Source organism: Mariniflexile sp. HNIBRBA6329 (assembly GCF_043558645.1).
GTDB lineage: Bacteria > Bacteroidota > Bacteroidia > Flavobacteriales > Flavobacteriaceae > Mariniflexile.
This window is the reverse complement of sequence record NZ_JBIFXS010000002.1, coordinates 228,062-247,551: the sequence shown is the minus strand read 5'-3', so window position 1 is coordinate 247,551 and position 19,490 is coordinate 228,062. Positions and strand designations below refer to the sequence as shown.

At 36.0% G+C, this 19,490-nt stretch carries 16 protein-coding genes; 9 read left to right on the top strand and 7 right to left on the bottom strand.

The features are described from left to right. The first annotated feature begins 44 nt into the window (after nucleotides 1-44). From ACGK9U_RS03925 to ACGK9U_RS03895, 7 genes are all read left to right on the top strand, one after another. Nucleotides 45-926, top strand: a complete 882-nt coding sequence (locus ACGK9U_RS03925) for a pseudouridine synthase (RefSeq protein ID WP_394465054.1) — start codon at nucleotides 45-47, stop codon at nucleotides 924-926. Between the two features lie 595 nt (nucleotides 927-1,521). Next, nucleotides 1,522-2,919, top strand: coding sequence for an arginine decarboxylase (locus ACGK9U_RS03920; protein WP_394465053.1), 1,398 nt, complete (start codon nucleotides 1,522-1,524; stop codon nucleotides 2,917-2,919). After that, nucleotides 2,909-3,847 (top strand): agmatinase, encoded by a 939-nt coding sequence (gene speB / locus ACGK9U_RS03915; protein ID WP_394465052.1) that lies wholly within the window; start codon nucleotides 2,909-2,911, stop codon nucleotides 3,845-3,847. Before ACGK9U_RS03920 ends, speB begins: the two co-directional genes overlap by 11 nt. Beyond that, nucleotides 3,837-4,814: a deoxyhypusine synthase family protein gene (locus ACGK9U_RS03910; RefSeq protein WP_394465051.1), complete on the top strand. Its 978-nt coding sequence runs from the start codon at nucleotides 3,837-3,839 to the stop codon at nucleotides 4,812-4,814. The genes speB and ACGK9U_RS03910 overlap by 11 nt, the downstream gene beginning before the upstream one ends. Nucleotides 4,815-4,826: 12 nt before the next feature. Continuing rightward, a complete protein-coding gene (locus tag ACGK9U_RS03905) occupies nucleotides 4,827-5,237 on the top strand; it encodes a DNA primase (protein WP_394465050.1) in 411 nt (136 codons plus the stop codon). Nucleotides 5,238-5,256: 19 nt separating this feature from the next. Continuing rightward, nucleotides 5,257-5,487, top strand: coding sequence for a hypothetical protein (locus ACGK9U_RS03900; RefSeq protein WP_394465049.1), 231 nt, complete (start codon nucleotides 5,257-5,259; stop codon nucleotides 5,485-5,487). 12 nt (nucleotides 5,488-5,499) lie between these two features. Beyond that, nucleotides 5,500-5,913, top strand: a complete 414-nt coding sequence (locus tag ACGK9U_RS03895) for a VOC family protein (RefSeq protein ID WP_394465048.1) — start codon at nucleotides 5,500-5,502, stop codon at nucleotides 5,911-5,913. A gap of 102 nt (nucleotides 5,914-6,015) precedes the next feature. Here ACGK9U_RS03895 and ACGK9U_RS03890 read toward each other — a convergent pair whose 3' ends face one another. The 6 genes from ACGK9U_RS03890 to ACGK9U_RS03865 form a co-directional block, all read right to left on the bottom strand. Then, nucleotides 6,016-7,569, bottom strand: coding sequence for a mannosyltransferase (locus ACGK9U_RS03890; protein WP_394465047.1), 1,554 nt, complete (start codon nucleotides 7,567-7,569; stop codon nucleotides 6,016-6,018). A 25-nt stretch (nucleotides 7,570-7,594) separates the two neighbouring features. Next, the gene (gene meaB, locus ACGK9U_RS03885; protein WP_394465046.1) at nucleotides 7,595-8,599 is read right to left on the bottom strand and encodes a methylmalonyl Co-A mutase-associated GTPase MeaB; all 1,005 of its coding nucleotides are present in this window, start codon (nucleotides 8,597-8,599) and stop codon (nucleotides 7,595-7,597) included. 314 nt (nucleotides 8,600-8,913) lie between these two features. Further along, a complete protein-coding gene (locus ACGK9U_RS03880) occupies nucleotides 8,914-10,404 on the bottom strand; it encodes a cellulose synthase family protein (RefSeq protein ID WP_394465045.1) in 1,491 nt (496 codons plus the stop codon). Beyond that, nucleotides 10,401-11,093, bottom strand: a complete 693-nt coding sequence (locus ACGK9U_RS03875) for a glycosyltransferase family 2 protein (protein ID WP_394465044.1) — start codon at nucleotides 11,091-11,093, stop codon at nucleotides 10,401-10,403. Before ACGK9U_RS03875 ends, ACGK9U_RS03880 begins: the two co-directional genes overlap by 4 nt. A gap of 76 nt (nucleotides 11,094-11,169) precedes the next feature. Then, on the bottom strand, nucleotides 11,170-12,771 hold the full coding sequence (locus ACGK9U_RS03870; RefSeq protein WP_394465043.1) for a 4Fe-4S binding protein: 1,602 nt from the start codon (nucleotides 12,769-12,771) through the stop codon (nucleotides 11,170-11,172). A 2-nt stretch (nucleotides 12,772-12,773) separates the two neighbouring features. Then, the gene (locus tag ACGK9U_RS03865; protein ID WP_394465042.1) at nucleotides 12,774-14,078 is read right to left on the bottom strand and encodes an NAD(P)/FAD-dependent oxidoreductase; all 1,305 of its coding nucleotides are present in this window, start codon (nucleotides 14,076-14,078) and stop codon (nucleotides 12,774-12,776) included. A gap of 94 nt (nucleotides 14,079-14,172) precedes the next feature. Between ACGK9U_RS03865 and ACGK9U_RS03860 the strand changes: the two genes are divergently transcribed. Together ACGK9U_RS03860 and ACGK9U_RS03855 are read left to right on the top strand one after the other, a co-directional pair. Beyond that, entirely contained in the window at nucleotides 14,173-15,180 is a 1,008-nt protein-coding gene (locus ACGK9U_RS03860) for a glycoside hydrolase family 113 (protein ID WP_394465041.1), read from the top strand. A gap of 90 nt (nucleotides 15,181-15,270) precedes the next feature. Beyond that, nucleotides 15,271-16,005 (top strand): metallophosphoesterase family protein, encoded by a 735-nt coding sequence (locus ACGK9U_RS03855; protein WP_394465040.1) that lies wholly within the window; start codon nucleotides 15,271-15,273, stop codon nucleotides 16,003-16,005. On the opposite strand, the gene ACGK9U_RS03850 is transcribed toward ACGK9U_RS03855, so the two are convergent. After that, complete coding sequence (locus ACGK9U_RS03850; RefSeq protein WP_394465039.1) at nucleotides 16,002-19,451, bottom strand: pyruvate carboxylase; 3,450 nt, start codon at nucleotides 19,449-19,451, stop codon at nucleotides 16,002-16,004. The two genes, ACGK9U_RS03855 and ACGK9U_RS03850, sit on opposite strands and share 4 nt — an antisense overlap. Nucleotides 19,452-19,490: the final 39 nt, after the last annotated feature.

Below are 19,490 nucleotides of genomic sequence, written 5' to 3'. Positions count from 1 at the left end.
GTAATTCGAAAATTTTAAAAGTATCTTTGCAAAAAATAATAGTGATGAGCAGAACGCAAGGAACAAGTGGAAAAGGGAAACCTTCAGGTAGAGGACAGCAAAACGGTAACGGTAAAAATACGAGTAGAGGTGGTAGTGCTTCTAAAGGAAAAAGTTTTGCTAGAGGAAATGCGCCTATTCGAAATGTAAATCCGCCATCAAAGAAACAGCCTTCAAATCCGGACGAAATCCGTTTGAATAAATACGTTGCCAATTCTGGTATGTGTTCCCGTAGAGAGGCCGATGTGCATATTGCTACCGGTCTTGTAACGGTAAACGGAAAAGTAATTACCGAAATGGGTTATAAAGTAAAGTTGGATGACGAAGTACGTTACGACGGTGCCCGCATCAACCCAGAAAAGAAAGCATACGTTTTATTGAATAAACCAAAAGGTTTTGCAACTACTACCAGCGAAGGTAAAGGCAGAACCGTAATGGATTTGGTTGCCAATGCTACCTCCTCTAGAATAAAGCCTATTGGACGTTTAGGCAGAAACTCAAAAGGCTTGTTGTTGTTTACTAACGATGATGTTATAGCTGCCAAATTCACCAATTCTAAAAATGGTGTGGCGCGATTATTTCAAATAGAATTGGATAAAAATTTAAAGCTGGAAGATTTAAAAGCTATTCAAGCAGGTTTTAAAGTTGAAGGAAAGCTTATATCGGTTGAAGAAATCAGCTATATTGATGGAGAGCCTAAAAACCAAATAGGTTTAAAAATCAAGAATATTGGTAATACTTTAATACGAACTATTTTCGATCATTTTAAATACGAAATTATTAGTTTGGATTGTGTCGCCATTGGGCCACTTACCAAAAAAGACATTCCACGTGGGCATTGGAAACACTTAACAGAGCAGGAGTTGAATAACTTGAAGATGCTTTAGTTGAGTTTTAAATGATTCCGAAACAAGTTTGGAATGACAAGCCTTTTGGTTTTTTCTATACTATAAACTTAGTGTCATGCTGAACTAGTTTCAGCATCTTCAACGGGTTTATTTTAGCTCAGTCCTTCTTTTGTTAAAACTCACTTGGTATATGGTATGCCTGCGTTAGGGATAGCAGCGAAAAGCCCGCAGCGACGCAGGAGCGAGGACTTGTAGCGTATAGCCCGACCCCTTGTGGGTAACGCCGAAAAACGGTTTCAAAAAAAATCTAAAAAAAAAATCTAAATTACTTCATAATTAAATTTTTTATATTTCATTTGTAATGTAATTGCTGAACAAATTGAAACGTGTTTATATGTTCGGGTTTTTGAAATTTGAGAAGTTATTTTCAAAAGCAGCTTACAGAAAAAGTAACCGAATTTTAGAGCTAACTTCTGCGTATGTTATTGCTGGTAGTCAGCATATATATGGCTTTGTTCCAACTACACAGAGCCAAATCCGTATTTGATTAATAGGGAGATATTATTTGATTAGAAACATATGTTTCTTAACTTTAAAAAAATTAATATTAAACTATTACATCAAAAAATAAAGAATGAATACCAAATACATTGATTTAATTAATCAATCTTTTTATTTTCCTCAAGAAGAATTCGATTTAAACGATAAACATTTACAGTTTCATGGCATAGACCTTATGGGTTTGGTTGAAAAATATGGAGCGCCTTTAAAGTTTACGTATTTGCCTCAAATTTCAAACAACATTCATAGGGCGAAAGGTTGGTTTGAAAAGGCTATTAAAACCAATAAATATAAGGGTAAGTACAATTATTGCTACTGTACCAAGAGTTCGCATTTTAAGCATGTGCTTGATGAGGCTTTAAAGAATGATATTCATATTGAAACGTCATCGGCTTTTGATATTGATATTGTTGAAAGTTTAAAAGCAGAAGGAAAAATAACCGATAAAACTTATGTGATTAGTAATGGATTTAAGAGAGATCAATACATTCAAAACATTGCACGGTTAATTAATAGCGGACATAAAAATTGTATTCCGATTATTGATAATTACGAGGAGATTGATTTACTTTCGAAAGAAATTAAAGGAAAATTTAATATTGGTATCCGTATTGCTTCAGAAGAAGAACCGAAATTTGAGTTTTATACCTCGCGTTTAGGTATTGGCTATAAAAACATTTTACCTTTTTACAGAAGCCAGATTAAAGAGAACAAAAAAGTGAAACTTAAAATGCTTCATTTTTTCATTAATACGGGTATTAGGGATAATGCCTATTACTGGAACGAGTTAACCAAGTGTTTAAAGGTTTATACAAGCTTAAAACGTATTTGCCCTAGTTTAGATAGTTTGAACATTGGTGGCGGTTTCCCAATTAAAAATTCGTTGGCCTTTGATTTCGATTACGAATATATGGTTGGTGAAATTATCAATCAAATTCAATTGGTTTGTGAAGAAGAAGAAGTAGAGGTTCCAAATATTTTTACAGAATTTGGTAGTTTTACAGTAGGTGAAAGTGGCGGTGCTATTTATGAAGTGTTGTACCAAAAACAACAAAACGACCGTGAAAAATGGAACATGATCAATTCATCGTTCATTACCACATTACCAGATACTTGGGCTATTAATAAACGTTTTGTGATGTTGCCAATTAACAGATGGCATGAAAGTTACGAGCGTGTCTTGTTAGGCGGATTAACTTGCGATAGTGATGATTATTACAATAGCGAACAACATATGAACGCTATTTATTTGCCTAAATACAATAAAGAAAAACCTTTGTATATTGGGTTTTTTAATACAGGTGCATACCAAGAAACCATAGGTGGGTTTGGTGGTTTACAACACTGCTTAATACCCATGCCAAAACATATTTTAATAGATAGAGATGCTGATGGAAACATCACCACCGAATTATTTAGCGAACAACAAAAAAGTGAAGACTTACTTAAAATTTTAGGTTATGACAAATAACACGTATGCTGGGATTCCTGAGGAGTTTGCAAAATTGGAGCAATCAAAAATTGTTCTAATTCCTGTGCCTTTTGATGGAACAAGTACAATACAAAAAGGAGCCAGTAAAGGACCAGAAGCCTTTTTAAACGCTTCAAACAACATGGAGCTTTATGATATTGAAACAGATACTGAAGTGTACCAACAAGGTATCCATTTAGTGGATGCTGTTGAAGCAGACAATTCGCCAGAAGCTTTGGTTGATGCTGTTCATCAAACCACAAAAAAATATATCAAAAAAAATAAGTTTGTTACCGTTTTTGGTGGCGAACATACTATTTCTATAGGAACCATTCGTGCTTTTAACGAAATGTTCCCAAGCTTAACAGTATTACACATTGGGGCACATGCCAATTTAAGAAAATCGCATAACGGATTGTCTCTAAACAATGCGTGCGCGCTTAACGAGGCCAACCATACTACCAATTTAATTCAAGTTGGTATTCGCTCTATGAGTGCGAAAGAAAAAACAATAGCAGATACCGATAAAACGTATTTTGCCCACGAAATGGCAGTTGATGATACGTGGATGGATGCAGCCATAGACCAGATGACCGATAACGTATTCATCAATTTCAGCTTGAATGGTTTAGACCTATCCATCATGCCAAATACTACATCGCCATTACCAGGTGGGTTGTTTTGGTACGAAACTTTAGATTTCTTAAAACAAGTTTTTGCCGAAAAAAACGTGGTAGGTTTTGATATTGTTGAGCTTTGCCCAAATGAAAAACAAAAATCTTCCGATTTCTTAGCAGCAAAATTGTATTATAAAATGTTAAGTTATAAATTTATGGACGAAGAGGTAGGTGATGATTACGATAACACCTACGATAATTCGAAACAAAAAAATAACGCTTCAAAATTTAACGATGACGATGAGTACTAAAGGACCCATATCACAATTTATAGAAAAAAATTATTTACACTTCAATGCGGCTGCTTTAGTAGACGCGGCAAAAGGTTACGAAACCCATTTGTTGGAAGGTGGTAAAATGATGGTTACTTTAGCTGGAGCTATGAGTACTGCCGAGTTAGGCAAATCGTTAGCAGAAATGATCCGTCAAGATAAAATTCAGATTATTTCTTGTACAGGTGCAAACCTTGAAGAGGATATTATGAATTTAGTAGCGCACAATTCGTACAAGAGAGTACCGAACTACAGAGATTTATCGCCACAAGAAGAATGGGATTTATTAGAAAATCATTATAACCGTGTTACCGATACCTGCATTCCTGAAGAGGAAGCATTTAGACGTTTGCAATCGCATTTATACGATATTTGGAATAAAGCCGATAAAGCTGGGGAACGTTATTTTCCTCATGAATTCATGTATCAAATGATAAATTCCGGTGTTTTGGAGCAGTATTATGAAATAGATCCAAAAGATTCTTGGATGGTAGCAGCTGCCGAAAAAAACTTGCCAATTGTGGTTCCAGGATGGGAAGATAGTACCATGGGTAATATTTTTGCATCATACTGTATTAAAGGTGAATTTAAGGCATCAACCACCAAAAGCGGTATTGAATACATGATGTGGTTAGCCGATTGGTATCCAAAAAATTCAGGCGGAAAAGGCGTAGGTTTCTTCCAAATTGGAGGCGGTATTGCCGGTGATTTTCCAATATGTGTGGTACCAATGCTTTACCAAGATATGGAAATGCACGATATTCCATTTTGGAGCTATTTTTGTCAAATTAGCGACTCAACAACCAGTTACGGTTCGTACTCTGGTGCCGTGCCAAACGAAAAAATAACTTGGGGTAAATTAGACATAGATACCCCAAAATATATTATAGAAAGTGATGCAACCATTGTTGCACCATTAATTTTTGCATATTTGTTAGACCAATAACCCCAACCAAAAATGTTACGCAAAATTGTAGATTACAAAAAATTGAATGAAGATATATTAAATCTTCTTGTTGAAAAGTTTCCTGATGGATACGATGAAACTGATATTATTTCATTTAGAAACGCTCAAAATGAAATAATCGAAGCTGTAGAAGTAAGAACCGATGATACTATTTATTTAGTAAAAGTTGGTAAACGCCTTGTACAAGCTATGGAAGACTTCGGAGATGATACAGATGATGTTGCTGATGATGATTTTGAAGAAGTTAAAGTGGAGGATGCTGATGCGAATTTAGGTGATGACGACGACGATGTGGTTGTTAAAAAACCGAGTTCGGATGATGACGATGACGAAGATGATGATATGGATGATTCGGATTCAGACTACGATGAAGACGAAGACGACGATGATGATATTGATTAATTCATAGTAAGTAAGTGTTATGAGAACAGCTGTTTTTAAGTCTTACAAAAACGGTTATTTTACGTTTTGGTTTGAAAATGGAGAAGAATTAGTATTCGAGGAAGTACACCCAAGAGTATTAAAACAATACGATTTAAAGAATGATAAAAGTCTTGTAGACAAAAGTTTTAGAATAACTTTTGTTGAAGATTTTGAAGACGATGACGAAGATTTTGTAATTTACAGAGTTGAAAGTTTAAAACCTCTTTAATCCTATTATATTATGGGCGCATCATTTCATATGTCGTTGCCTTGTTTAAGCGTAAAAGGTACAGAAAGCTTTTATGTAGATAACGTTGGCGCTTCCTTAGGAAGAAAAACACAAAATTGGGTGGATATAAACTTATTTGGTAACCAAATAACCTTTATAAAAGCCGAAAAATTTAGCTTCAATAGTCCTAATTATGTGTTCGAAGGTAAAATATTACCCTCATTTCACTTTGGTATTATTGTCGATCTGAAAGAATGGGAGCAAGTTTATGAGCGACTCAAAAATCAAAAACTCGATTTGGTAACACAAGCTACTTTTTTAGAAGGTAAAGCAGGAGAACATGTGTCGTTTTTTATAAAAGATCCAAACGATTATATGTTGGAGTTCAAGAGTTTTAAAAACTCTGAGTCCATCTTTAAAAAGTAATATAGAAAAGGGCTGTCTGAAAAGTATTTTGCGTCTACTTTGTCAGGCTGAGCTTGTCGAAACCGATATTGATTATCAATAAGTTAAAATATTTTGACAAACTCAATATGACATAGAATTGCATTTTTTAGACAACCGCTTTTTGTTTATAAAAACTTCCCAAATATATACACTATAAACAATGGTGTATTCCAATCCAATAACCCAAAAGTTTTCGGTGTTATCTGAATTCATATATGCTAGATAGCTTAGTATCATTACAAAACTCCAAACTAAAGGGAATTTATAATTGGTAAAAACCGACAGAATTAAAAGTGTTGCCACGTACCAAGGATGCACCGTAGTAGCCGTAAAATAGTAAAATGATAGCGCTAAAAGCATGCTAGTAATAAGATGTAAGTAGGTATTGTTTTTTCTTAATAATGCGACGCACAACACAAAAAGAATCACAAGAATGGGGATGGCTTTACCAATTATGGCAATTTCGTTGTAGCCTCTAAACAAATATCCTATTTCCCGTGCTATGTAGTATAAACTGGCATTGAACTCAAAATCTTGGAACCATAAACCAACGGTTTTAGTATAATTTGTAATGAATTGTTTTGAGTAAAAAGGAAGAAACAATAGCAGTATGGTCATGCCAACAATACTGTAAAAACCCATTAATTTTATCAACCCGTCATTGCGAGGAGTAAGCGACGAAGCAATCTCTTCTTTAGAAACAGATTGTTTTATGCCATTAGCCATATGGTCTTTCTTTTCCTCAAGCTGAACTTGTTTCAACGTCACATGGTTTGGTGTCAGGTTGATCGCAGTCGAAACCTCTTTCTTCTTCTTTGAGTTACCACCAGTACAGTAGAGAGGTCGTTTCACAAACCACCAAAAAAGCAAAGGTAAAAACATCAGAGGAATTAGTTTTGTTGCAATAGAAAACGCTAAAATAACAGCGGCCATTTGCCATTTTCCCAAATGCAGGAGATACAAACTCCAAATTAAAAAGAAAATCATCACGCCTTCAAAATGTAGGTTGCCTGTTAATTCAATAATAATAAACGGGTTTAAAACATACCAAAAAATATGATGAGCAGGTATGTTTAATTTGTTCAATAGTTTTTTTCCAAAAAAGAGGGTTCCAAGGTCGGCAGCAATAATAAGTAAACGCATCACTATTACAGAACCCAAAATATTTGTTCCAGAAAACAAAGCAGCTATTGCAAAGCATAGTTGGTTTATAGGTGGATAATTGGTAAAGTGGCTAGCGTTCAATGCGCCCATCCCTTGGTGTAGTTCTTGGGCTTGCGCTACAGGAAATTCACCCATGCTGATAAAAGATTCAACATTATGTAAATAGGGGTTAAAACCAGCTAAAATCATTCTGCCATCCCAAATAAATCGATAAAAATCTTGCGAAAGGTTTGGAATAGCTAAAATAAAAATAGCTCTAAACGCAAAAGCTAACCAGGTTAAAAATATTATTTGGGTTTTTAAAAGTTGAACCAATTTGTAGAACACAAAAAACAATACCGAATAAAGTGTTATCAATTTAATATAGTCGGTGCGGACTAAATTATAGGCGAAAGCAAAGTAGAAGAGTACACTTAAAAACGCTAATAGTAATGGCAGTTTGTTGTGTTTTAGTATAACTGTGTTTAACATGTTTAAAAATACTTATGGAACGTTATTAGAGTCGTTTTTTAAACATTTCAATAACATGGTTTGCCGCTTTTAATGGCGATATTTTAGAGGCCATCACATCTTCTTCCAAAATGGAAAGCTCATTTGTAATGGCTTCGGAACCGTAAAACAGCTGTTTCAGTTCGTTGTTAATGGTGTCGTACATCCAACGGATGTTTTGGTGTTGCCTGTTTTTTGTAAAGTAACCATTCGCGGTCACCAATGCTTGGTAATTTAAAATGGTATTCCAAACAGTATCGATGCCTGTGTTTTTGGTGGATGAAGCTGTGGTAACTACCGTTTCCCAACCAGATTCCGAAGGTGGAAAAATGTGTAATGCGTTTTGGTACTGCAATCGTGCCTGTTCACTTTTTTTAATGTTGTCACCATCCGCTTTATTGATGACTAGCATATCTGCCATTTCCATGATGCCTTTTTTAATACCTTGAAGTTCATCGCCAGCACCAGCTAACATTAATAAAAGGAAAAAATCGGTCATCCCATGTACGGCAGTTTCAGATTGCCCTACGCCAACGGTTTCAATTAAAATAACATCGTATCCGGCCGCTTCGCAGAGTAGCATGCTTTCAGCCGTTTTGTTGGCAACACCACCCAGGGTGTCACCAGAAGCCGATGGTCGTATATAGGCACTTTCTAAAGTGCTCAATGCTTCCATACGGGTTTTATCGCCCAAAATACTGCCTTTAGAACGTTGACTACTGGGATCTATAGATAAAACGGCCACTTTATGGCCTTGGTTTATAAGATGCTTGCCAAAAGCCTCAATAAAGGTGCTTTTGCCAACACCCGGAACACCGGTAATGCCAATACGTATGGAATTGCCCGAGTTGGGTAAAATGGCTTGAATAATGGTTTTTGCAAGTGCTTTGTCACTTTCTAAATGGCTTTCTATAACGGTAATGGCCCTGGACAGAATAACACGGTCGCCACTTAAAACCCCATCAATATAGGCTTGTGCGGTGAGTCTGTTTTTAGGTTTGTAGTGTGTCATTTTTTAATAAGCATTACCAGTTTTAAAGATACAGATTATGTTAAAATGTGGGAGCATTTGATGGTGTTTTTTCGAATTCACCATATTGTTGTTCTCATTAAGACGAGGAAAGTATAAACAAGATTACTTCAATTGTTCATCCTTCGGAATATCTTTGGGTTCTGCCTTTGCGTTAGCGATTGAAGCAAACTACCGTGTAGTGCGGAAAGCGCGACCCGCAGGGTAACGCACAAATACATCCTAAAAAAAAATCTCAAAACCACTATATAAAGTTCGTTTTGAGATTTTTAATTTCTATGATATGGAACGTTGCTCTATACTTTTGAAGTGATCGATTTAATAAATACGAAACCAAAACCTAAGAATAGCATTAAGTGGAATGGGAACAGACCGAAATCGCCACCTTGGTTGCCCACTATAAAGGCGCTGTACATGCCAAATGCAAAATATGCCATTAATAAACCTTCGAAAAGAACGTGTATGGATATGGTTTTTTTAATGTATTTGTTCTTTTTCCAGCTGTCTTTTATGGAACTGATATTGAATTTTGGTGTGCGTACGAATTCACTTTTCTTGCCCCAATGGCCTTCTAAAACTGCTATGGAATTGTGCAGTGAAAAGCCCATAGCAATTGAGAAAAACACGAAAAACATACCTATATAACGAACGAAGTTTTTAAACCCGCCACCATAAATGTTTTTGTACATAAACCAATAGCACACAAAAAATATGATAGAGCTTACCACAAAGAAACTCATAACATAAAAATATGGTTTTAAGTGTGTGTACTCATTTTTTATATAAAGCATCGGGATGCTAAGTATGGCCACCACAAGCACGTTTAAAAACATGGTGCTGTTTAATAAATGTAGTAAACCGTGCAATTTTGTTTTGGGTGAAATGTTTTTGCTTTTTAAAACGCGACCAAGCATTTTTCTAAAGTTTTCGGCACCACCTTTGTTCCATCTAAATTGTTGCGAACGGGCTGCGCTTATTACAATAGGTAACTCTGCAGGGGTTTCAACATTTTCTAAATATTTGAATTTCCAGTTTTTTAGTTGGGCACGGTAGCTTAAATCCAAATCTTCGGTTAGGGTGTCGCCTTCCCAATTTCCGGCATCTATAATGCAGGTTTTTCTCCAAAGTCCTGCTGTACCGTTAAAATTGATGAAGTGTCCTTTACTGTTTCTGCCAACTTGCTCTAAAGTAAAATGGGCATCTAGTGCAAAGGCCTGTATTTTTGTTAGTATGGAATAGTTACGGTTTAAATGCCCCCAACGGGTTTGTACCACACCAATTTTGTCGTCTTTAAAATAAGGAACGGTGCGTTTTAACCAATCTGGTTCTGGTAAAAAATCGGAATCGAAAATGGCAATGAATTCGCCTTTTGCAATTACGAGTCCTTCTTTAAGGGCACCAGCTTTAAAGCCGGTTCTATCTACTCTTGTTATGTGCTTAATATCTAAACCTGTTGCGGCTAATTTTTCTACATGGGCACGGGTAGATTCTACAGTTTCATCGGTAGAATCGTCCAATACTTGTATCTCAAGTTTATCGGAAGGGTAGTCTATTTTGGCAATGTTATCCAACAAACGTTCCATAACATACATTTCGTTATACACAGGAAGTTGTATGGTAACAAATGGGATTTCTTCTGGTTTTGAAAAGTCGAATTTTGGTGAGTTATCTACCTTTTTTTTGGAAGCTAAATAATTTAGCAATAAATTCAATTGAGCTAAAGCATACATGAAAATAAGCAAAAGCGAAATGGTGTAGATAATGATGATTGTTGTTTCTATAATCATTTTTTAATACTGTATTTAAAAATCCAACTTAAGATTTTAACGCCGGCAAATATAGCACCTTTTATGGTTCCTGATACTTTTGATACACCAATTCTGTTTCTATAATTTACAGGCACTTCCAAATAGGTAAATTTATGTTTTAAAACTTTTAGTTGCATCTCTACAGTCCAACCATAGGTTTTGTCAATCATATTCAACTTCAGTAACTTATCGTATTTTATGGCTCTAAATGGGCCTAAATCGGTAAATGTTGCACTAAAAAAAAGTTTCATTAAAGAGGTTGCCAACCAATTGCCGAAAATTTGAGGCATTGTCATAGAACCAGCTTCTCTTAAACTTTTAACACGAGCTCCAATAACAAAATCGATATCCTTCTCGATAATTGGTGCTACAATTTTGGTTAATTCTTCAGGATAATCGCTATAGTCGCCATCCAAAAATACAATAATATTTGGTTTTTCAGGTGTGTTTGCAATGTATTCTAAACCTTTAAGACAGGCATTGCCGTAGCCTCTACTTTTTTCGGTTAGAACAGTTGCGCCTGCTTTTCTTGCATTTTCTTCAGTTTTGTCGGTGGAATTATTATTAACAACAATAACTTCATCAACAAATTCAGGAATATCATTTATCACATGGGTAATAGAATCTGCTTCGTTATGAGCAGGAATAATTACTTTTATTTTGTGCATAAAGAACTAACTTTCAGTGAGCAAAAGTACAATACTTTTGTTTAGTTGATTAAAAAAATGTGTCTATTTTGATAAATTATTTTGAGTTGATTAAGTCCATTAAATCAACATCATTTCCAAGAAGAATTTCATTAGCATTGATGCGCCCTTTCATGGAATCGTTCTCTAATTTTAAAACGCCACGAGGGCAAACGGCAGAACAAATACCACAACCTACGCAACTGGAACGCACAATATTTTCGCCTTTTTGGGCATAGGCGCGTACATCAATACCCATTTCGCAGTAGGTGGAACAGTTGCCACAAGAAATGCATTGGCCACCATTGGTAGTAATTCTGAATTTTGAAAACATACGTTGTTGAAACCCTAGGATTGCTGCCATAGGGCAACCAAACCGGCACCAAACACGGTTGCCCAAAATAGGGTAGAAGCCCGTACCAATAACCCCAGAAAAAATGGAGCCAATATATAGGCCGTAGGCAGCACGTAAAGCACTTGCTTTGATTAAGAATATTTTATCGGAAGTTCCAGTATAATGCATGGTGAATAATGCAGCTATCAATATAAAATAACCAATAGCGCCATAGCGTGCGTCTTTACCCAATTCATGTCTTTTAAAAATCATGGTTATAGAAAAAACCAAGGTTAACAAGATGCCTATGCCTAAAAGAAAAGCACTTCGGGTGAGCCAAAATTTGTTCGGGTCGCTTCCTAAATAGGTGTAGATGACGGCGGTAGTCATCATCACTGAAAACACCAAAACCGAGTGTATTAACCAACGTTCCAATTTCCAAGCGGAAAGTTTTTTGCTGCTAAGGTGACGGAAAGAATCACCAGCGGTTTCGGCTAAACCGCCACAACCACAAACCCATGAGCAGTACCAGCGTTTTCCATATTTATATGTCAAAAAAGGAGAAATAACAAAAATGGAAATGATGCCGAACATCAACATGATAAAACCAAGGGCGCCAGATGATAGCAATCCGTTTATAGACCAACTATCAAATAAATAATAGTTAAGTGGCCACATGCTTTTTAAGTCGTAATAAGGTAAATTATAATCGGGACTTGCATTAAGGCGCGACATAAATTCTGGAATAAGAAACGCAAAGCCCAATTGGAAAAACATCACCGAAACGGTTCGCAATTGTTCGTAGCGATTGTGGCGGTATTTAAGCATGAATTTATACCCGAACACTAAAATGGCTACCGTATAAAGTGTGCCATAAACAAACCATTGGCTTGCAGGATTTCCGCTTAATAAATAACTAAGTGGGTCGAATAGGGATATTAATCCAGTATTGGGTTCGCTACTTGGTGTTTGCCCTAAATATTCTGGAAAAAAATAAAGAATGATGTAAAAACCTGTAAGCAATATACCCGTTACCCAACCTAATACCCCTCGTGATGAGATGGATTTAAACCAAACACCATCGTTTTTTAAGCCTTCGGATTTTGTTAAATAGGCATCGTTTGCAAATAAAATAGTTCCTAACGCTATAGCAGCAAGCGATAAGGTTAAAAATATGGTTTTGTATGGAAAATTGGTATTAAAAATGGCCAAGACAAGAATGAGAAGCCCAATAGCGCCAATGGCAACCGCTATTTTTTGTTTTACCGATAAGTCGTTAGCTTCTGGTTTAACTAAGGACATGCTTTTATATGTTTGAATGCTCATATTTAAACGGTTTGAAATTGATTATTATAAGCTTTCAAAATCTCCTTTTCATAACGTTGATAAAACTCGGGGTCAAAATTGGCTTCAGCTAAATGATTTATAACGTAATCAATAGGGCGTTTTTCGGTAAGCCATGTGTTAAAAGTTTCATGCCGCATTCTAATTCCAAAAGTGTTAAAGCCTAGAAACTCGTTGGTATTTTTATCAAAAGCTATGGTGATGCATTTGGTGTCATCGTCATGTTTCCAATGGAAATGTTGCTCATAATCTGGTTTGTTTTTAGAGTTATGAACCCAACCATAGGTTTGGTATTCAATATCAAAAAATTTGGCAGAATTGAACCAATGCCCGGGGTTATAAGGTATTTTGTTACCACAAATAGTTTGCGCAATGGTTTCACCCATCATCCTGCCTGTATACCAAACGGCTTCAATAGGTCTTCGGTTACCAATAGCTTCGTGTTGTTCTGCGCAATCGCCAATGGCATAAATATCTGGTATATTGGTTTCAAGAAAATGATTTACTTTAACGCCTTTGCCAGTTTCAATATTTGAATCTTTAAGGAAATCTATGTTTGGAGATACACCAGCGGTCAATCCAACTACATCGCATAAAATTTCTTCGCCTGTTTCTTCAATAATAATAGATTTCACTTTGCCATTTTCATCTGGAATAATTTCTTTTAAATTGGTTGCTAAGCGCAAATCGATGTGATGGTTTTTTATATGGCGGTTAATCATTTCGCTTTCGCCGTCAGGCAAAACACCGTTCCAAAAACTGGATTCCCGCACTAAAAAGGTAACAGGAATGTTTCGGGAATTTAGCATTTCAGCCAATTCAATACCAATTAAACCACCGCCAACTATCACTGCACGTTTACAGACTTTGTTATTAGGTGCATGAAACTCTAAATTTTCTAAATCTTGTTTGTGGTACATGCCCATAACGCCTTTTAAATCTTGCCCTGGCCAACCAAATTTATTGGGTTTACTTCCTGTTGCAATGATGAGTTTGTTGTAAGTTAAAGTGACGCCTTCAGCAAAATGGAGCGTTTTGGAATGGGTGTCTATGGTTTTTACATAGCCTTTTTTAAGGTTGATGTTGTTTTTCTCCCAAAACCAATTTTCGTAAGGTTGGGTGTGTTCAAACTTCATATGGCCCATATACACATACATCAAAGCGGTACGAGAGAAAAAATAATCGGTTTCGGCAGAAATGATGGTGATTTTCTTATCTGAAAGTTTTCTAATATGTCTAGCTGCAGTTACTCCAGAAATGCCGTTGCCAATAATTACAATGTGCTCCATAAATTCGGTTATAGTTCTCAGTTTTGTCGAAAGCAGTTACAAAACCTTAAAGGGTTTCCTTAATTTGTTTAAATTTAAAGATTAAATACAAGATATGAAGATTATTTTAAGAGTGAGTTTGTTTTTTATGATATGTTCTTGCGCTATGATGCCTAATAAACCTGAAAAAATAAACGGTGTTAGCTTTGTGGCATCCAGAGACTCCATAAACGATACGCACATAAAACCACTTCTTAATATTCAGGCGAATTATGTTGCCATTATGCCTTTTGGGTTCATTAGGGAATTATCGCATCCAGAGATTATGTTCAACACAAACAGACAATGGTTTGGAGAAACAAAAGTAGGTGTGAAGCAATATGTTGAAAGTTTGAGAAAACACCAAATAAGTATCATGATAAAGCCTCAAATTTGGGTGCGTAGAGGTGAGTTTACGGGTGGTATTAAAATGACTTCGGAAGCCGATTGGAAAGTTTTAGAAGCTTCCTATTCCCAATTTATTTTAGAATATGCAAAAGTAGCCCAAGAAGTAAAGGCTGATATTTTTTGTGTTGGCACCGAATTGGAAACATTTATTGATAACCGACCTGAGTATTGGAAACAACTTATAGAAAAAATAAAGCAGGTTTATAAAGGAAAACTTACGTATGCTGCTAATTGGAATGAATACGATAGAACCCCATTTTGGGAACAGTTGGATTACATAGGTATGGATGCCTATTTTCCGGTAAGTGATGAGCAATCGCCAACAATTGAAGCTTGTAGGGAAGGCTGGCTTAAACACAAACCTACTATAAAAGCCTTCTCAGAAAGGTACGATAAGTCCATTTTGTTTACCGAGTTTGGTTATAGAAGTGTTGATTTTGCGGGCAAAGAACCTTGGAGAAGCGACCGTGATATGAATGCGGTTAATTTGGAAGCACAAACAAATGCCATGCAAGTGCTTTTTGAGGAGTTTTGGGATGAGCCTTGGTTTGCTGGTGGTTTTGTGTGGAAATGGTTTCATAATCACGAAAAATCTGGCGGGTTGCATGATGACCGATTTACACCCCAAAACAAACCGGTTGAAGCCTTAATAAAAGCACAGTATTCTAAATATTGAATACGTTTTTGTCATTTTTAATCTAAACTTAATCTTCATTTTTAGTATTCTCATTATAATCTTTTAGTTTTGCAATAAATTATTGGATTTATGAGCGTATATGCTATTGGCGATATTCACGGTGGGTTAAAAGCCCTCGTACAAGTATTAAATAAAATAGAAGTTAAAGAAGAAGATACCTTAATTTTTGTTGGCGATTATGTAGATGGTTGGAGTGAATCGGCACAAGTTATAGCCTTTTTAATCGAACTTTCAGAAAAAATAAATTGCATCTTTATTAAAGGAAATCATGATGTTTGGTGCGAAAATTGGCTGGATTCAGGACATGTTGATATGACTTGGTATATTCATGGCGGTAAGGAAACCATGGGGAGTTATGATGGGTTTTCAGATGAAGAAAAGAAAATACATTTAGAATTTTTCCAAAAAATGCCTTTATATCATATTGATAGCGAAAACCGATTGTTTATTCATGCAGGTTTTACATCCATGCATGGTGTTGAAAAAGAAGTGTTCAAACAAACGTTTTATTTTGATAGAACCCTTTGGGAAATGGCTTTGGCTTTGGAGCAATCTTCCATAAAAGAAGATTCGCCCATGTTTCCAAATCGTTTAAAACATTACAAAGAAATCTTTATTGGCCATACACCAACTACCAATTTTAATCATGACAAACCAATGCATGCCTATAATGTTTGGAATATTGATACTGGTGCTGCCTTTAGGGGTAAAATTACCGCGATGAATATTGAAACCAAGGCATTTCATCAAAGTGATGATTTGCCCGGTTTATATCCAAATGAAAAGGGTAGGAATAAAGTTTAGTTTAGCTTAATTACCAAATCTTCTGCGTTTACCATAAAACCTGGTTTTAACACCACTTGTTTTATGGTAGCGTCTTCGGTTGCTGCTATGGTGGTTTCCATTTTCATGGCCTCAATAATGAACAGCGGTTGGTTTCTTACTACTTTATCACCTTTTTTTACTAAAATATTAGAGAGCATTCCTTGTAATGGCGCCCCAATTTGAAGCGAATCTGCTTTATCAGCCTTAACATTTTCTACTTTATCTACTTTAATGCTCTTATCTTTAACTTCCACAGAACGTCCTTGTCCATTTAGTTTAAAATAAAGTGTAACTATACCGTCACTGTTCGGTTTGCTTATGGAATCTAAAGTAATCAGTATGTTTTTTCCTTTATCCAGCTCCACAATAATTTCTTCTTCTATATCAATACCATAAAAGAAATTTTTGGTAGGCAATTTCATAAGGTTGTCGTACCTTAAATGGTTGTAATAAGCATCTGAAAATACTTTAGGGTATAGTTGATAGGAAAGGAAATCGGTGTACTCTATAGTTCTACTTAAATCGTGTTCAAATATTTTCTTAAATTCTTCGTATTCTTTTTCAAGATCTAACGGTGGCATGTGTGCATTCGGTCTATCGGTATACGGTTTCTGATCCTTTAAAATTATTTTTTGAAGCTCTTTTGGGAACCCGCCAACAGGTTGCCCTAAATCGCCTCTAAAAAAGTCGACTACCGATTGGGGAAAAGACAAAGTGTCTCCTTTTTCCAGAACATCTTGAATGGTTAAATTATTGCTGACCAAGTATTGCGCCATATCACCAACAACTTTAGAACTTGGGGTTACTTTTACAATATCTCCAAAAAGCATATTCACATCACCATACATTTGGGTAATTTCATGAAAACGTTCTTCCAGTCCTAAACCTCTTGCTTGAGGTTTTAAGTTGGAATATTGCCCACCTGGAATTTCATGTTTGAAAACTTCACCTGAACCTGCTTTTAAACCAGATTCAAAAGGGTAATAATACTCCCGAACGGTTTCCCAATAATTGGAATACTCATTTAAAGAATCAATATTTATGCTGCTGGCCCTGTCTTGAAATTTCATCATCTCAACAATTGAATTGAAATTAGGTTGCGATGTTAACCCGGACAAACCTCCCAAAGCCACATCTACAACATCAACACCTGCTTCAATAGCTTTTAAATAGGTGGCAGACTGGATGGATGAGGTATCGTGTGTATGTAAATGAATCGGGATTTTTAACTCCGATTTTAAAGCTGAAATAAGCTCGAAAGCTGCATAAGGTTTTAATAAACCTGCCATATCCTTAACCCCTAAAATATGGGCACCAGCCCCTTCAATTTCTTTGGCAAGATTGATGTAGTATTTTAAATCGTATTTCTTGTTTGCAGGATTTAGAATATCATTGGTATAGCAGATGGAACCTTCGGCTAAACCTTTGGTTCGGGTGCGCACATGTTCGATACAAGGCGCCAACGATTTCATCCAGTTAAGCGAGTCGAAAATTCTAAAAACATCCACGCCGTTTTCCCATGATTGTTCTACAAATTCACCTATTAAATTATCGGAATAGGCTTTGTATCCCACGCCATTAGAACCTCGAATAAGCATTTGTAAAAGTAAATTTGGCATCGCTTTACGTAATAACCGAAGTCGTTCCCAAGGGTTTTCTTGAAGAAAGCGCAAACAAACATCAAAAGTAGCGCCTCCCCAAACTTCCATACTAAAAACATCGGGGTGATTTTTGGCGTAACCCTCTGCAACCGCAAGCATATCAAACGTACGCATTCTAGTTGCTAGTAAACTTTGGTGCGCGTCACGCATGGTAGTATCGGTAAAATGAACTTTCTTTTCATTTAATAACCATTGCGAAAATTTTTCTGGGCCAAGTTTTGTTAGCAAATCTTTAGTGCCTTCTGGAAAACTGGCATTAGCATCAAACTTCGGTACTTTAGGTTTTATAAATGTTTTACTGGTATCTATTTTTTTAACGTCTGGATTGCCGTTTACCGTAACCTCGCCTAGATAGTTTAGTAATTTTGTTGCTCGATTCCTTGGTGCTTTAAACTTGAATAAATCTGGATTTGATTTTATGAAGTTCACTGTAACCTTTCCTTGTCTAAAGGTTTCGTGCACTAAAATGTTATCAAGAAATGGCATGTTTGTTTTTACGCCTCTAATTCTAAATTCTGCTAAGGCACGGCGTATTTTTCTGCTCGCACCGTCTAGTGTTCGTCCATGAGCAGTTACTTTTACCAACATAGAATCGAAAAAAGGTGAAATTTTAGCCCCTTGATAGATGCTTCCCGCATCTAAACGAATACCAAAACCAGAAGCACTTCGGTAAGCCAAAACAGTTCCATAATCTGGTTTGAAATCATTTTGTGGATCTTCTGTTGTAATTCTACATTGCAGTGCGTAGCCATTTATTTGGATGGATTCCTGATTGGCTATTTTAATTTGTTCATCGGATAACTTATAACCACCAGCTATAAATAATTGTGTTTTAACTAAATCGATATTGGTTATAACCTCGGTAACGGTATGTTCAACTTGTATTCTGGGGTTTACTTCAATGAAATAGATAGAATCATCATCTACCAAAAATTCTACCGTACCAATATTATTGTAATTTACGGCTTTACATATTTTTATTGCATAATCGTAAAGTGCATTTTTGGTTTCATCTTTTAAACCATATGAAGGTGCAAATTCAATTACTTTTTGGTAGCGACGTTGTACGGAACAATCGCGTTCAAATAAATGAACCGTGGTGCCGTAATTATCAGCAACAATTTGAATTTCAATATGTTTGGGGTTTTCTACAAATTTTTCCAAAAATACGGTATCATCACCAAATGCATTTAAAGCTTCGCGCTTACTTTCATTGTAGGCGCCTTTAAGTTCGGCTTCTTCTCTAATAACACGCATGCCTCTACCACCACCACCTGAAGCTGCTTTTAGCATGATAGGGTAACCAATTTTTTTAGCTTCACTTAAAGCTATTGTAATATCCTTTAATGGTTTTTCGTTACTTCTAATGATGGGAATGTTGTTGGCCAAAGCAACTTCTTTAGCCGTAATTTTATCGCCTAAAGATTTTAAAACAGATACTTTTGGTCCGACAAAAATAATCCCGTTATCTTCACATTTTTGAGCAAAGGTGGCATTTTCAGAAAGAAAACCATACCCTGGATGTATGGCATCGGCACCACTATCTAGAGCTACTTTTATAATAGCGTCCATGTTTAAGTATGGCTTTAAAGGCTCATTATCTTCACCAATCTGGTATGATTCATCAGCTTTGTATCTATGTAGCGAGTACCTGTCTTCAAACGTATAAACCCCAACGGTTTTAATGCTGATTTCTGTGCAAGCTCTAAAAATTCTAATGGCAATTTCGCCTCTGTTTGCTACAAGTACTTTTTTGATTTTCATATAGATGAAGTGGTTTGAAGTTGGTTTTTTATTGAAAGG